At 70.5% G+C, this 14,275-nt stretch carries 14 protein-coding genes; 3 read left to right on the forward strand and 11 right to left on the reverse strand.

Going from position 1 to position 14,275, the window contains the following annotated elements:
* Positions 1-55 precede the first annotated feature (55 nt).
* From GQR16_RS05180 to GQR16_RS05190, 3 genes are all read right to left on the reverse strand, one after another.
* A complete protein-coding gene (locus GQR16_RS05180; RefSeq protein ID WP_246200543.1) occupies positions 56-970 on the reverse strand; it encodes a carbohydrate ABC transporter permease in 915 nt (304 codons plus the stop codon).
* A 3-nt stretch (positions 971-973) separates the two neighbouring features.
* Entirely contained in the window at positions 974-1,858 is an 885-nt protein-coding gene (locus tag GQR16_RS05185; protein ID WP_157414092.1) for a carbohydrate ABC transporter permease, read from the reverse strand.
* A gap of 163 nt (positions 1,859-2,021) precedes the next feature.
* Positions 2,022-3,338, reverse strand: a complete 1,317-nt coding sequence (locus tag GQR16_RS05190; RefSeq protein ID WP_246200545.1) for an ABC transporter substrate-binding protein — start codon at positions 3,336-3,338, stop codon at positions 2,022-2,024.
* A 233-nt stretch (positions 3,339-3,571) separates the two neighbouring features.
* Between GQR16_RS05190 and GQR16_RS05195 the strand changes: the two genes are divergently transcribed.
* Positions 3,572-4,576: a LacI family DNA-binding transcriptional regulator gene (locus tag GQR16_RS05195; RefSeq protein ID WP_157414093.1), complete on the forward strand. Its 1,005-nt coding sequence runs from the start codon at positions 3,572-3,574 to the stop codon at positions 4,574-4,576.
* Positions 4,577-4,598: 22 nt separating this feature from the next.
* On the opposite strand, the gene GQR16_RS05200 is transcribed toward GQR16_RS05195, so the two are convergent.
* From GQR16_RS05200 to GQR16_RS05225, 6 genes are all read right to left on the reverse strand, one after another.
* Positions 4,599-5,747, reverse strand: coding sequence for an alcohol dehydrogenase catalytic domain-containing protein (locus GQR16_RS05200; protein WP_157414094.1), 1,149 nt, complete (start codon positions 5,745-5,747; stop codon positions 4,599-4,601).
* 4 nt (positions 5,748-5,751) lie between these two features.
* Positions 5,752-6,507, reverse strand: coding sequence for a phosphonatase-like hydrolase (locus GQR16_RS05205; RefSeq protein ID WP_157414095.1), 756 nt, complete (start codon positions 6,505-6,507; stop codon positions 5,752-5,754).
* A complete protein-coding gene (locus tag GQR16_RS05210) occupies positions 6,504-7,664 on the reverse strand; it encodes a TIGR03364 family FAD-dependent oxidoreductase (RefSeq protein ID WP_157414096.1) in 1,161 nt (386 codons plus the stop codon). Before GQR16_RS05210 ends, GQR16_RS05205 begins: the two co-directional genes overlap by 4 nt.
* Positions 7,661-9,478: a PhnE/PtxC family ABC transporter permease gene (locus tag GQR16_RS05215; protein WP_246200546.1), complete on the reverse strand. Its 1,818-nt coding sequence runs from the start codon at positions 9,476-9,478 to the stop codon at positions 7,661-7,663. The genes GQR16_RS05210 and GQR16_RS05215 overlap by 4 nt, the downstream gene beginning before the upstream one ends.
* Positions 9,475-10,329: a phosphonate ABC transporter ATP-binding protein gene (gene phnC / locus GQR16_RS05220; protein WP_157414097.1), complete on the reverse strand. Its 855-nt coding sequence runs from the start codon at positions 10,327-10,329 to the stop codon at positions 9,475-9,477. Before phnC ends, GQR16_RS05215 begins: the two co-directional genes overlap by 4 nt.
* Positions 10,330-10,406: 77 nt before the next feature.
* Positions 10,407-11,333 carry a phosphate/phosphite/phosphonate ABC transporter substrate-binding protein gene (locus GQR16_RS05225; protein ID WP_157414098.1) on the reverse strand — a complete coding sequence of 309 codons (927 nt, stop codon included), beginning with the start codon at positions 11,331-11,333 and terminating at the stop codon, positions 10,407-10,409.
* A gap of 173 nt (positions 11,334-11,506) precedes the next feature.
* Between GQR16_RS05225 and GQR16_RS05230 the strand changes: the two genes are divergently transcribed.
* A complete protein-coding gene (locus GQR16_RS05230) occupies positions 11,507-12,256 on the forward strand; it encodes a GntR family transcriptional regulator (protein ID WP_157414099.1) in 750 nt (249 codons plus the stop codon).
* Positions 12,257-12,268: 12 nt separating this feature from the next.
* Here the strand turns inward: GQR16_RS05230 and GQR16_RS05235 are convergent, their stop codons facing one another.
* Entirely contained in the window at positions 12,269-13,162 is an 894-nt protein-coding gene (locus tag GQR16_RS05235) for an EamA family transporter (protein WP_157414100.1), read from the reverse strand.
* 172 nt (positions 13,163-13,334) lie between these two features.
* A complete protein-coding gene (locus tag GQR16_RS05240) occupies positions 13,335-13,703 on the reverse strand; it encodes a VOC family protein (RefSeq protein WP_157414101.1) in 369 nt (122 codons plus the stop codon).
* 63 nt (positions 13,704-13,766) lie between these two features.
* On the opposite strand from GQR16_RS05240, the gene GQR16_RS05245 reads away from it, so the two are divergent.
* Positions 13,767-14,246, forward strand: a complete 480-nt coding sequence (locus GQR16_RS05245; protein ID WP_157414102.1) for a MarR family winged helix-turn-helix transcriptional regulator — start codon at positions 13,767-13,769, stop codon at positions 14,244-14,246.
* The last annotated feature ends 29 nt before the right edge of the window (positions 14,247-14,275 follow it).

Here is a 14,275-nt window from a genome sequence, read left to right on the forward strand (position 1 = left end):
CGATTCGACCCGGGGGCCGACGCCTCGGCATCCAGAACCTGATGGTGCTGCCGCGTCATCCCTTCACCGACCCTGCCGTCAGGCCCTTCATGACCTGCTGGTTGAGGAACAGGTAGAGCATGAGCGTGCCGAACACGCTCACCGCGATCGCCGCGAACGTCGGGCCGTACTGCACCGCACCGTACTGGCCCGTGAAGTTCAGCAGCCCGACCTGGATCGTGCGCAGGCTGCTGCTCGTCGTGAACGTCAGCGCGATGAGCAGGTCGTTCCAGAGGAAGAAGAACTGCACGAGGCCGACCGTGAAGATCGCGTTGCGCACGAGTGGCAGACCCACGCTCCAGAACGCACGGAGCATGCTCGCGCCGTCGAGCGTCGCCGCCTCGAAGATCTCGCGGGGAACCGTGCGGAAGAACGTCGCCATCATGAACACCGTGAGCGGCAGGCCGATGGCGGTGTACGTGAGGATCAGCGGCCAGAGGCTGCCCGTGAGCCCGGTGCGGAAGTAGATCGTGAACAGCGGCAGCAGGATCATCTGCGCGGGCACCATGATGCCCGCGAGGAAGAGCAGGAGCACCGGGCCCCGGCCCTTCCAGACCAGCACCTCGAGCGCGAAGCCCGCGGCGACGCCGAACAGCAGGATGAAGAACAGCGACGGGAACACCGCGAGCACGCTGTTGACGATGTACTGGCCGAAGTTGCCGGTCGTGAAGACCTCGACGTAGTTGTCGAACGACCACGACGAGGGCAGCGCCCAGAACGGCTCGTTGAGGAACTCGGACTGGGTCTTGAACGACCCGAGGAGCATCCAGACCATCGGGTAGATCTCGATGACGAGCAGGACGGCGATGATCGCGCGCAGCGGCAGCCGGGCGAAGAAGTCGCGAGCGCCTCGGCGCCGACGGGGTTCCCTGGGCGATGAGATCGCGACGGTGTGCAGCTCGAGGTGGCGGGAGTCGGTGGTGGCGGACACGGGTCAGCCCTTCGTGAGGTCCCGGCGCGTGGACCGGAAGATGAAGACGGTGAACAGCAGGCAGAGGATCGTCAGCATGAGCGCGATCGTCGAGCCGTAGCCGTAGTCGCCGTACGTGAACGAGGTCTGGAACATGTAGAGGGTCAGCGGTGTGGTCGCGTTGCCCGGCCCGCCGTTCGTCAACGCGACGACGGTGTCGAAGACCTTGAGCGTGCCGTTGATGCTGAAGATGAGCGACGAGAGCAGCACCGGGAGCGACAGCGGCAGCACGATGCTGCGCACGAGCTTCCAGCCGTGGGCGCCGTCGAGTCGCGCCGACTCGAGCAGCTCGTCGGGGATGTCGACGAGGCCGGCGTAGAGCAGCACGGCGTAGAAGCCCATCGACCGCCAGAGGTCCATGAGGATCACGATCCAGAACGAGGCGTCGGGCGTGCCGAACCAGTCGACGGAGGCGATGCCGAACGAGTTGAGCAGGGCGTTCACCGGGCCGGTGGTCGGCGCCGCCTCGAAGAGCCGCTGGAACAGCAGTGCGACCGCCACGGTCGGCAGCACGACCGGGAAGAACACGATCGTGCGGATCAGGCTCGACGCCTTGCGCAGCCAGAACACGTAGAGCAGGGCCAGGCCGTAGCCGACCGCGACCTGCAGCACCGTGAGCACGAGCGCGTACTTCAGCGTGAAGCCGATCGCCTCCCACGCCGCGGGGTCGGAGAAGAAGGTCGCGAAGTTGTCGAAGCCGGTGAACTGGAACCCGATGATCGGGTTGCCGTCCATCACCGTGTAGCCGAGCGACCACACGATGGGCACGAGCATGATGAGGCTGTAGACGAGCAGTGCCGGCCCGAGCAGGATCAGGATGGTGCGCTTGTCGCCGAGTGCTTTGTCCATGGGATGACAATCTGGTTCGGCCGCCGTGGGCGGCGGTGCTGTTCTGCCGCCGTGGGCGACGGTTCCCGGGCCGCTGTTCGGCGGCGCGCGGGAACGGGAATCGGTGGGGGCATCGCCGGGCCGTGACGGATGCCGCGGCCCGGCGACGCTGCGATGGCGGGCGTCAGCCCTGGTCGTTCGCAGACTGCACGAGGTCCATGAACTCCGCGCCTGTGAGGGTGCCGTTGCCGAGGCCGCCGCCGTTGGTCTGGCTGACGGTCGTGCCCTTCGAGGTGAAGAGCGCCTCGAACCAGAGCACGCTCGACGGGGCGTTCGCGATGACGTCCTGCACGGTCTGCGTGGTCTCGGGCAGGTCGGCCGGCGGGTTCTCGAGCGCGAAGCCCGAGACGACGCCGCTGTCGGCGAGCACGGTGTCGCCGTAGTTCTCGGCGATGCACTTGAGCCAGTCGGCCGTGGTGTCGGTGTAGCCGTTCGTCGACAGCATCACCGGGATGCCCACGTTCGCGGGGACCTGGTCGATGCTGCCGGCGCCGCCCTCGACATCCGGGAACTGCGCGAAGCCGACGTTGTCGACGCCGATCTGGTTCTGCTCGGCGTCGTTGAAGTTCGCGAGCGCCCAGCTGCCCATGTAGAAGAAGGCGGCGCCGCCGGTGAGGAACTGGTTCATCGCGGCGTTGTAGTCGACCGAGCCGACGGCGTCGCCGAAGTAGCCGGCCTTGCCGAGCTCGGCCACGGCGTCGGCTGCGGCGACGTACTCGGGGTCGGTGAGCTTCGCGTCGCCGTCGGCGACCTTCTTCAGCGCGTCGGGGCCGAGGTCGCGCACGATGTAGTCGCCGACGAGGCGCGTGACCGGCCAGCCGTCCTTGCCCGCGGCGGCGAAGGGCTGCACGCCGGCGGCGTCGAGCGTGGCGGCCGCGTCGACGAGGTCGCCCCACGTCGTCGGCGCCTCGATGCCGTTGTCGGCGAGGAGCTGCTTGTTGTACCAGAAGCCCTCGATGTTCAGCTCGGTCGGCAGCGCATAGAGCGTGTCGCCGCCGTAGAGCGCCTTGATGGTCGATTCGGCGGCCGGAAGGATCTTGTCGGCGACGCCGAGGTCGTCGAGCGCCTTCGAGAGGTCCTGCACCTGGCCGGCGTCGATGAACTGCTGCATGAGCGACGGGGTGCCGGCGGCCATCGACATGTCCGAGAGGGCGCCCTGGCCGGCGAGGAGCTGGAGCTTCTGGTCCCACTGCGTGCCCGCGATGCTGTCGGTGGTGAGCGGAGCGGCCTTCTCCTCGGCCGCGCACTGGTCGCCGCCGAGGGTCTCGAGCGTCTTCACGATGGTCGTGTTCTCGGTCTGCCCGAGGTAGGTGAACGTCTTGTCGTCGCCGCCCGCGCTGCTGCCGCCGTCGGCGGGGCCGCACGCGGTCAGCGCCAGCGCTCCGGCTCCGAGCAGTGCGCCGAGGGGCAGCAGTCGCCGCCGCATGGATGCTGTGGTCACGATTCCTCCTTGAATGTGGCGCCGATTGAAGCGCTTCACCGATAAGATAGCCACCGATTCGGGAATTGTCACGCGAACTTGATCACATTCTTGAAACGCTTCATTCCGTTGCGCCACCATCGGCGGCTAGCGTGGGAGCATACGAAGGAACTGGCGGTCACCAGCCGCGCAGCCGCACACGGAGGTGCACCATCCCCGCTGAACGACGACGAGCCGCACGGGCCCAGCCCGGCATGGCCGATGTCGCGCGCCACGCCGGCGTAGCGATCGGCACCGTCTCGAACACGCTGAACAACCCCGACAAGGTCTCCGAATCCACGCGTCGCCGCGTGCTCGCCTCGATCGCGGAGCTCGGGTTCGTGCGCAACGACGCCGCCCGCTCGCTCGCCGCGGGCAGCAGCACCACCGTCGGCCTCGTGCTCGCCGACCTCGACAACTCCTTCTTCGTCGACATCGCCCGCGGCGCCGAATCCCTGCTGCGCCAGCACGGCATGAACCTGCTCATCGCGAACACCGACGTCGACCCCGCACGCGAGCAACGCAACCTCGAGCTCTTCGAGGAGTCCCGCGTCGCCGGAATCCTGATCGCGCCGACGCCCTGGGTCGCACCCCGCCTTCCGGCGGTCCGCAGCACGCCCCTCGTCTACGTCAACGCCGAGCCCATCGACGCCCTCCACTCGGGCGTGGTCGTCGACGAACGCCAGGGCGGCTACCTCGCCGCGCGGCACCTCATCGACCTCGGGCGCACCCGGCTCGCCTTCGTCGGCGGCCCGTTCCTCCTGAACGCCGTCGCCGCGCGCCACGAGGGCGCGCTCCGCGCCGTCGCCGAGAGCACGGGCGTCACCCTCGAGACGATCGAGACGCGCGGCGTCAACATCCCGCACGGGCGCCAGGCCGCGCGCGACATCGTCGACGGCGGCGCCGGGAGGTTCGACGGCGTCGTCGCGGCATCCGACCTGCTCGCAATCGGCTGCATCCAGGTCTTCGACGAGCAGCCCGGGTTCAACGTGCCGGCCGACCTCGCGATCACGGGCTACGACAACAACCACTTCGTGTCCGAGAGCGCGACGCCGGTCAGCACCATCGCCCAGCCCGGCGAGGAGATGGGGCGCGTCGCCGCGCAGATGCTCATCAACCAGATCGTCGAACCCGGCACCGCGCTCCCCCGCACCGTCGCCCTCGTGCCGCACCTCATCGCGCGGCGCTCGACCCTCGGCGAGGCCTGGCGCCGCGACTGACGCCCGGCCGGACCCGCCCGGCTCAGCCCCGCGGCGGCGTCACCCCGACGCGCACGTGCCGACCCGAGGCCGCGTCCTCGAGGGCGCGATCGAGTTCCTCGAGCGGGTAGGCCGTGCCGACCAGGCGTTCGAGCGGCACCGTGCGGTACGACCGTTCGAGGAACTCCACGGCGCGTACCAGCTGGGCGGGCGTGTAGTTGTGCACGCCCTTCAGCGTCAACAGTCGTCGCACGATCGACTCGGCGTCGACGGGGATCGCCGGGCCCGGCGAGACGCTGCCGACGAGCACGACGGCACCGCCGACGCCGACACGGCGGATCACGGTCTCGACGGCGGCAGGTGCGCCGGAGGCCTCGATCGCGACGAGGATCTCGATGAGGCCTCGCTGCGCGCGCACGGCGAGCACCTCGTCCAAGTGCTCGGGGGCGCCCTTCTTCGCCTTCGGGTCGGAGGCGATCGCACCGAGGCGACGGGCCAGCGCCCGGCGGGTCGCGTCGGGGTCGGAGAGGATCACCTCCGCCCCGGCTTCGACGGCCATCGCGGCCGCGGAGAGCCCGACCATGCCGCCGCCCGTGATGAGCAGCAGCGCTCCGTCGAGCTCGACGGTCTCCGCGGCCGCCTCGATGGCGGCGACGGCGGTGGCGGTGGCGCACGAGGCGGCCGCTGCTACCTCGGCGGGGAGGGCCTCGTCGACGACCACGATGGACGAGCCTGCGCGAACGTGCACGTGGGTCGCGAACCCGCCCGTGAGCTCCCATCCCCTCGAGATGCGCTCGTGGCCGTACTTCGCGAGGGCTCGGCACTTCTGCGGGATGCCGCGGGCGCAGCGGTCGCACGAACCGCAGCTGACGGCGACGGACCACACGACGCGGTCGCCGAGCTCGAGCGCGGTGCCGTCGGCGCGGGTCGCGCCGTCGCCCAGCGCCACCACGCGACCCACCTGCTCGTGGCCGAGCACGAGCGGCGACGGGGCCGAGCGGTCGCCGCGCACCGTGTGCACGTCGGAGCCGCACACGGTCGCGTACTCGACCTGCACGAGCGCGTCGCCGGGCGCCAGACGGATGCCGGGCGTCGCCACCGATTCGTGCGGCGAGCCGGGCTCGTTCCACACCATCGCGACGGGCGAGGGCGAGACGTTCACGTCGAGCCCGGCCGGGAGCGTCAGGGTCATGTCGTCACTCGCCGCGGAGGCCGAGCAGCACGGGCAGGTCGCGGATGCCGTCGATCACGGCGTGGGCGCCCGCGTCGAGCAGCGCGGCGCGATCGTGCGCGCCGGTGAGCACGCCGACCACGAGGCCGGCGCCGGCACGGGTGCCGGCCTCGATGTCGCTGCGGGTGTCGCCGACGACGATCATCGACGCGACGCTCGTCGTGCCCGAACGCAGCAGCGCGGTGAGCGGCAGGTCGGGGTACGGGCGGCCGCGGCCGGCGTCCACCGGCGACAGCGCCAGCTCCGCCAGGTCGTGCCAGCCGAGCGCCTCGATGAGCGCATCGCGCGTCGTCGGCGCGAAGCCGGTCGTGAAGGCGACGGATGCCCCGGCGGCCCGGAGCTCTCGGATCACCTCGGCCGCGCCATCGACCTCCGCGACGCCGTCGCGCACGACGATCTCGGCGTAGGCCTCCTCGAACGCCGCGTTGGCGCGCTGGGCCGCAGCCTCGTCGCCGTCGGCGAGCACGCGGAAGACCTCGATCTTCGACTGCCCCATGGTGTCGCGCACGTACTGCAGCGAGCGCTCGAAGTCGTCACCGGTGGCGATGCCGCTGCGCTCCGCGGCGAGCGCGAACGCTTGCTCGACGGCGCCGTCGTCGATCACGGTGGTGCCGGCCATGTCGAGCACGACGAGTTCGAACGCGCCCAGGGCGCGCGCCTCGGTGGGTTCGGAGACCTCGCGGGGTGCGTCGTCGCGTGCGGAGATCGGTTCGGTGGTCATGCTGTGCCTTTCAGAGCGGTGATGGTGGCGCGGTCGCCGGTGATTCCGGCCACGACGTGCTCGGCGAGCCCGAGGCCGGTGGTCATGCCGATGCCCGTGGTCGCCGCGATGACGCTGACGCCGGGCTCGGGTCGTTCGATGAGGAAGTCCGAGGGGCCGCTCGCGTAGACGCCCTGCCAGCGCTCGAGCACGCGCACCTCCCGCAGCCCGAAGAGCTCGCGTGTGACGTCGAGCAGGGCCTCGAAGGCGGTCTCGGGCTGGAACGGCGCGATCGCCGTGCCGCGGTAGTGGGTGTCGCCGACGATGAGCGAGCCGTCGGGGAGCTGCGTGTACATCTGGTTCAGGTCGAGCGCGGCGAGCATCGGATCCTCGGCGTGGAGTCGTCGCTTCAGCGCGCCTGCGGCGTCGGTCGCGGCGAATCCGCCGTACCGCACGAGCGACCATCCGGTGAGCAGCGGCGACGCCAGCGGGGCCGACAGGTCGGCCGCGACGCGCAGCATGTCGAGACCGCATCGCTCGATGCCGTGCCGCTCGGCGAGGTCGGGGTAGAGCAGGTCGAGGTCGTGATTGGCCGCGACGACGATCTCGCCGGCGTCGATGGGGCCGCGGCTCGTCTCGACGCGACCCGGTCGAACGGCGCCGACGGCCGTGCGGTTGCGGAACTCCACGCCCGTGCGGGCCAGGTGCGCGGAGATCGCACCGAGCGCCTGCCTCGGGTTCGCCTGCAGGTCCAGCGGCAGGAAGGCGCCGCCCACGGCGACCCCGGGCGCGATCGGCAGCCGCGCATCGGTCTCGGCGGCCGTGAGCAGCTCGACCTCGGCGCCGCGTGCATCGGCGAACTCGGCGAGCACGGCGAACTCGTCGTCGCGACGGGCGGCGATCAGCGTGCCCGCCTCGCGCACCCAGACGCCGGCGTCGGCCGCCAGCTTCAGCCAGATCTCTCGGGAGGCCATGGCGAGCTCGCGGGCCGTGCCGTGCTGGGGCGTGAAGCAGAGGTGTCCGAAGTTGCGGATCGAGGCGCCGGTCGGCTCGCTGCCGCGCTCGATCACCACGACCCGCTGCCCGCGCTCGACTGCGGCGAGCGCGACGCCGAGTCCGATGACCCCCGAGCCCACGACGGCGACGTCGAAGTGCTCGATGCCCGCTCCCCCGCTCAACGGAACACCCGCCGCATCCACACGGCGAGGCCCTCGACGACGAGCACCGTGGCGAGGATCATCAGCACGATCGCCGTGACGACCGCGTAGTTCGATCCCTGGCCAGCGTTCAGCAGGTAGTAGCCCACGCCGCCGCCGCCAACGATGCCGAGGATCGTCGCCGCGCGGATGTTCGTGTCGAGCAGGTAGAAGCTGTGGCCGATCAGCGCGCGACGGCCCTGCGGCAGCGTCGCCGAGGCGTAGACCTGGCCGCGCGTGGCTCCGGCGGCCCTGAGCGCCCGCTCGGGCCCTGCCTTGACCTCCTCGAACGAGTCGGCGATGAGCTTGCCGAGCAGCCCGATGCCGCCGAACGCGAGGGCGATGGTGCCCGCCTGGCTCCCGAGTCCCGTGATGACGATCAGGATGATGGCGAGGATCACCTCGGGCACCCCGCGGATGATCACGAGCAGCAGTCGCATCGATCCGCGAACGCCGCCGTTCGGCGCCACGTTGCGTGCGGCCAGCGACCCGATGACCACCGAGAACACGAACGAGAGCAGGGTCGCGGCGAGGGCGATGCCGATCGTCGTGGCCATCGCGCCGAACATCGTCTCGGCGTCGTAGTTGCCGAAGCTCGGCGGCCAGAACTGCACGGCGATCGCGGGCACCTTCGCCCAGAAGGTGATGAGGTCGCTCCAGCGGATGTCGCAGACGAGCACGCTGCCCACGACGACGAGCACCGCGATCCACCCCCAGGCGGTGTTGCGCACGCGGGCGCCGGTCCACGGGCGGCGGAGCGCCGCTTCGAGGTCGGATGCCGCGGCCGGCGCGGTGCGCACGGGTGCCGCCGGTCGAGGAGCCGACGAAGGAGGCGTATCGAGGCCGTTCGCAGCGCGGGTCTCGATACGGCGCCGCGCGCCTACTCGACCGGCGAGTTGCACGACCCGGTCGCCCAGGCCGCGGCCCGTGGGCGCGACGCCGAGCATGGCCTTGCGCACGACGCTCGAGACGATCTCCATGACCACGCAGAGGGCGAACATGACGAGGGCGATGCCGAGGCCGAGCGAGTAGTCCAGCGACTTGAACGCGTACGACATCTCGAGGCCGAGGCCGGCGACGCCGACGTAGCCGAGCACGACCGAGCCGCGCAGGTTGATGTCGTTGCGGTGCAGCACGGTCGCGACCCACGAGGGCAGCACCTGGGGCAGGATGCCGCTCGTGAACTCCTGCACCTTCGAGCCGCCGGCGGCGCGGATGGCGAGACGCGGCCCCTCGTCGATCTGCTCGATCGCGTCGGCGAAGAGCTTGGAGATCATGCCGATCGAGTGGATGCCGATGGCGAGGATGCCGGGCAGGGTGCCGATCGAGAACATGAGCACGAACACCATGGCGAGCACGACGTCGGGGATCGCGCGGGTGAGCACGGTGACGAATCGTCCGAACGCCTGCCACGCCGCGCCTGGCGTGGTGTTCGAGGCCGCGATGTAGGCGACCGGAACCGAGACGACGGCGGCGAAGAGCGTGCCGCAGAGCACGAGGCCGACGGTGAGGCCCGTGAGGTGGAGGAGCTCGCCGAACTCGGGGAACTCGATGGTGCCGACGCGGGCGAAGAAGCGCTCGGCGTGGCCCCAGCTCTCGATCATGCCCGTGATCGAGATGCCCGACTCCATCAGGGCGACGATCGCGACGACCACGATCGCGACGAGCGTGGTGCCTGCGGCGATGCGCTCGGGCGAGACGACGCGCTTCGGTGCGCGCTCGGCGATCGAGACATCCGGCTCGGGGTGCGAACCGGGGTCGGAGCCCGGTCGGAGGGGTGCGGTCAGCGTGGTCACGAGTGCGCGGCCGATCGCGCTTCGGCCATAGGCGAGACGGCGGGCGAGACGACGGGCGAGGCGAGTTCGGTGTCGATGGCCTGCAGCTCGCCGGTCGAGGTCGCGACGCGGCCGTAGACCTCCATGACCTGCGCCTTCGAGAGACCGGAGGCCGGGGTGTCGAGCACGACCTCGCCGTGGCGGAGTCCGACGATGCGATCGCCCCACGACAGCGCGAGGTCGACCTGATGCAGGCTGCACACGACGGTGAGCCCGGCATCCATCGCGATCTCGCGGATGAGCGCCATGACCTGCGCGCTCGATTCGGGGTCGAGCGAGGCGACGGGCTCGTCGGCGAGGAGGATCTCGGGGTTCTGCATGAGCGCGCGGGCGATGGCGACGCGCTGCTGCTGGCCGCCCGAGAGGGTGTCGGCGCGCTGGTACGCGCGGTCGAGCAGGCCGACGCGGTCGAGGTGGCCGAGGGCCACGAGCTTGAGGCGGCGCGGGTAGGCCCACAGTCCGAGTCGCGGGCCGCGGAGCTCGGCGAGCGCGCCGGTGAGCACGTTCTCGAGCACCGTCAGCGACGGCACGAGCTCGAACTGCTGGAAGACGAAGCCGACCCGGCTGCGCAGGGCGCGGAGGCGCCGCCCCGTGAGGGACGGCACCTCCTCGCCGAGCACGCGGACCCGACCCGAGGTGGGAGCCTCGAGCCCGACGACCTGCCGCAGCAGCGTCGACTTGCCCGAGCCCGAGAGTCCGAGCAGCACGACGATCTCGCCCGGCTCCACCCGGAGTGCGGCCTCGCGCAGGGCGACGGTGCGTCCGTACTCCTTGGTGAGGGCTTCGATCTCGATGACGGATGTCTCGCTCATGTCATGCTCCGGTCGGGTCGGGTTCGGTCGTGGCCGGTGTGGCGGTCGGGCTGGCCGGTCGGGTCAGATGCCGGGCGTCAGCCCTGGCACTGCTCCGCTTCGGTCTTCTCGCAGATGTCGCGGATGGTGTCGTAGTACGCGTCGTCGACCGGCGAAGTCGCGAAGAATACGCTGCGGAACCCGTCGGAGTCGGCCGACTCGACGCCCGAGGCGATGATGTCGTCGATGGTGACCTGGCCGAGGATCTCGGTCAGCTGCGCCTTGAGCTCGTCGGGGAGCGTGTCGGAGACGACGACCGGGGCACCGGGAACCATGGTCTCGGCGACGACGGTGACCTTGTCGCTCTTGGCGACCTCGCTGTCCTCGGCGAAGCCGGCGTCGCACTCGACGCCTTCGCCGACCTTGGTCACCGAGACGTCGTGCTTGCCGGCGAACACGGGCGTGACGTCGTTCTCGGGGTCGATGCCCTCTTCGAGCAGGTTGTACGAGGGGAAGAGGTAGCCCGAGGTCGACGACGGGTCGACGAAGCAGACCTTCTTGCCCTTGAAGCCCGCGAGGTCGGTGATGGCGCTGCCCTTGGGCACGATCGCCTGCGAGTAGTACCCGGGCTCCTGACCCTCTTCGGTGATGATCGACGAGATCGGGGTGATCGCCGCACCGTTGTTCTTCGCGGTGACGTACGTGAAGCCCGAGAACGAGGCGACGTCGATCTTGCCGGCGACCGCGGCCTCGATGAGGGCGGCGTAGTCGGTCGACTCGTGGTACTCGACGGTCTTGCCGGTCTCCTGGGCGATGTAGTCCATGAGCGGCTGGTAGTTGGTCTCGGTGTCGACCGAGTCGGGGACGACGCCGAACACGAGCGTGTTCTCGTCGACGGCGAACGAGCCGGTGTCTCCTGACGTGCTGGTGCCGGCTTCAGCGGTGCTGGAGCACGCGGCGAGGGTGACGGCGAGCGCTCCCACGCCGACGAGGGCGAGGAGGGAGCGGGTGAAGCGCGTGGACATGGTGGCCTTTCAGGCAGTGGTTCCGGTTGGGGACGTCGGCAATGCTGCCATCCCGGATCGGGGTTATATACCTAACTTGCGTCCTATTCACTCGGTGTTCACGCGGGATGCCGCGAGATGAACACTTCGCAGCCACGCACTCCGGGTTCGGTATGCCGAAGTAATATGCCTATGTGCCCATCAGTGTCTACAAAGCCATCGCCGACGACCTCCGACAGCGCATCGCGAGCGGACAGCTCGCGCCCGGAGACGACGTGCCGACCGAAGGCGAGCTCGCCCAGCAGTGGAGCACCTCGCGCGGACCGATCCGCAACGCCCTCGCCGAGCTCCGCGCCGAGGGCCTCATCGAGACGACCCGCGGCCGTCCGAGCCGCGTCGTGCGGCGCAAGGCCCACCAGGCCGTCGACGTCTCGATCCCGTTCACGAAGTGGGCGCGCGAGATGGGCGCGGCGCCCGGCGCGCACACCCAGGAGGTCTCCCTCCGGCGCGCCGACGACGACCACGTCGAACTCCTCCGCATCGAGCCAGGCGAGCTGATCGTCGAGGTGACCCGTCTTCGCACCCTCGACGGGCGCCCCACGATGCTCGAGCGCCTCGCATTCATCGAAGAGGTGGGGCGGGTGCTCTTCGACGTCGACCTCGACACGGTCTCGATCACCGACTACCTCGCCGAGCGCGGGCATCCGTACGCCGAGGTCGACCACGAGATCGACGCGGTCGCCGCCGACGAGCTCGACGCCCGCCTGCTCGAGGTCGAGGTCGGCTCGCCGATCCTGCGCCTGCGACGCGTGACGCGCGGCCGCGACGGGCGCGTGTTCGAGGCCTCCGACGACCGCTACCGCAGCGACATCGTGCGCTTCACCGTCTCGGCCTCCGGGCGCGCGATCTCGGGCGAGCACTTCATCCGCCCGGTCGGCGAGTGAGTCGACGGGCGATCACGCCGCGATCAGCAGCACCCCCGCGACGACGATGACGGATGCCGCGATCCGCGCCCATCCGCGGCCCTCGCGCAGCACGAGCGCACCGAACGCGCTGACGAGCACGACGCTGACCTCGCGCATGGGTGCCACGAGGGCCACCGGCGCGAGCGTCACGGCGACGAGCACGAGGATGTACGAGAGCGGCGACAGCGCGCCGAACACGAGGATGCGCACCCAGTGCGTTCGCCCCACCGCCCCGAGCTCCCGACGTCGACGCCCCAGCAGCGCCGAGAACAGCACGAGCTCGCCGAACGTGCAGCCGACCATGAACGCCACCGGCGGCACGTCCCACGCACGCACGACGTTCGCGTCCCAGAGCGTGTAGGCGGCGATCGCGACGCCGGTCGCGACGCCCCAGAGGATCGCGGGGTCCGGGCCCCGACGACGGGTCCCGGTGCCCTCGGCCGCGAATCCACCGCGAACCGAGCCGCGATCGAGCAGCCCGATGACGACGACCCCGGCGAGGATCGCCGCGATGCCCACGAGCGCCCAGCCCGACGGCCGCTCGCCGAGCGCGAGCACCGCGACGAGCACCGTGATCAGCGGGCCCGTGCCGCGGGCCGTGGCATAGACGGTCGACAGCATCCCGGTGGCGTACCCGCGCTGGAGCACGAGCATGTACCCGCAGTGCAGCACGGCCGAGACGCCGGCGCCCAACGCGAGGCCACCGACATCCGCAGTGCCCATGCCGCCCGTGAACGGCACCAGCGGAAGCCAGACGAGTGCGCTCGCCAGGGCGCCCCACCAGAGGAACGGCATGCCGATACGGCTGACGCCGTGGGCGAGGATGTTCCACGCCGAGTGGCACACGGCGGCGGCGAGGACGAGGACGAGCGCAGGAACGGACACGGGACCCTTCGGTGCGTCGCGGGCGCGACGAACGGGGTCCTCCGGGCTTTTGTCCTGTCAGATGACGGCCCCCTCTGGCGGCGGCCGTGGCGCCGCTCGGACCAGTCGGATCTCTCGATCCCGGAACCCTAGGCGCTATCGCGGATCACGGTAGCACGACGACGTGTCGTGTTCAGGCGCGGTCGTGGAGGGTGATGCGGTAGCCGTCGGGGTCGGCGAACGTGAAGGTGCGACCGAACGGCCCGTCGATCGGGGCCGTCACGATCGTCTGACCGTCGGCGACGAGGGCGTCGTGGATGGCCTGGACCTCGGTCGCGTGCAGCCAGATCGCCGCGCCGATGCCCGGCTGTTCGACGGACGCCAGATCGGTGCCGGGAACGACCTCGCGCAGCGCGAACGCGATCGGCGTCGTCTCGAACACCACGGCATGGGGAGGGCCCGCCGGCGAACGGACGAGGCCGAGGTACTGCTCGTAGAAGGCCTGCGACGCGACGAGGTCGCTGGCCTGGAGGGAGATGAAATCGGGGCCGGTTGCGGGCATGGTCGCGCTCCTGTCTGTCGTGTCAGTTTTCTGACATCGACCAGTGTATGTCAAACTACTGACATGAGCGCGAACCGAGTCGGCATCGACCTCGACACCTCGCTGGGCTACCTGCTGAAGGAGGCCTCGAGCGCCCTCCGCGCGTCGATGGAGGCGGTGCTCCGGCCGCTGGGAATGACCATCACGCACTACTCGTGCCTCGAACTGCTGGCCCAGCGCCCCGGCCTGTCGAACTCCGAGCTCGCGCGCGGCGCGTTCGTGACGCGGCAGTCGATGAACGTGCTGCTCCAGGCCCTCGAGCGCGACGGCTTCGTGACCAGACCCGCTGAGGCCGCGGTCGGCAAGGTCCTGCCGACGACCCTCACGCCTCGAGGTCGACGGAGCCTCGAAGCGGCCACCGCCGCGGTCCGTTCCGTCGAGATCAGGATGCTCGGCGGCATGACCGACGACGAGCAGGCCGACGCGCTCAGGGCGCTCCGCAGCATGATCCACGCCCTCCGAGACGACGACGGGGCGCCGCCGAGCACTCCGCCGGTCGAGTAGGCGCGTCGGCGCCGTCTCGAGACCGGCGC

This window comes from Agromyces allii (assembly GCF_009749385.1).
Taxonomy (GTDB): domain Bacteria; phylum Actinomycetota; class Actinomycetes; order Actinomycetales; family Microbacteriaceae; genus Agromyces; species Agromyces allii.

What these genes read in the sequence shown, in the direction of transcription:
- GQR16_RS05225 (WP_157414098.1), bottom strand. Translation starts at nt 11,333, where the DNA reads ATGTCCACGCGCTTCACCCGCTCCCTCCTCGCCCTCGTCGGCGTGGGA.
- GQR16_RS05200 (WP_157414094.1), bottom strand. Translation starts at nt 5,747, where the DNA reads ATGACCCTGACGCTCCCGGCCGGGCTCGACGTGAACGTCTCGCCCTCG.
- GQR16_RS05185 (WP_157414092.1), bottom strand. Translation starts at nt 1,858, where the DNA reads ATGGACAAAGCACTCGGCGACAAGCGCACCATCCTGATCCTGCTCGGG.
- GQR16_RS05245 (WP_157414102.1), top strand. Translation starts at nt 13,767, where the DNA reads ATGAGCGCGAACCGAGTCGGCATCGACCTCGACACCTCGCTGGGCTAC.
- GQR16_RS05195 (WP_157414093.1), top strand. Translation starts at nt 3,572, where the DNA reads ATGGCCGATGTCGCGCGCCACGCCGGCGTAGCGATCGGCACCGTCTCG.
- GQR16_RS05240 (WP_157414101.1), bottom strand. Translation starts at nt 13,703, where the DNA reads ATGCCCGCAACCGGCCCCGATTTCATCTCCCTCCAGGCCAGCGACCTC.
- phnC (WP_157414097.1), bottom strand. Translation starts at nt 10,329, where the DNA reads ATGAGCGAGACATCCGTCATCGAGATCGAAGCCCTCACCAAGGAGTAC.
- GQR16_RS05205 (WP_157414095.1), bottom strand. Translation starts at nt 6,507, where the DNA reads ATGACCACCGAACCGATCTCCGCACGCGACGACGCACCCCGCGAGGTC.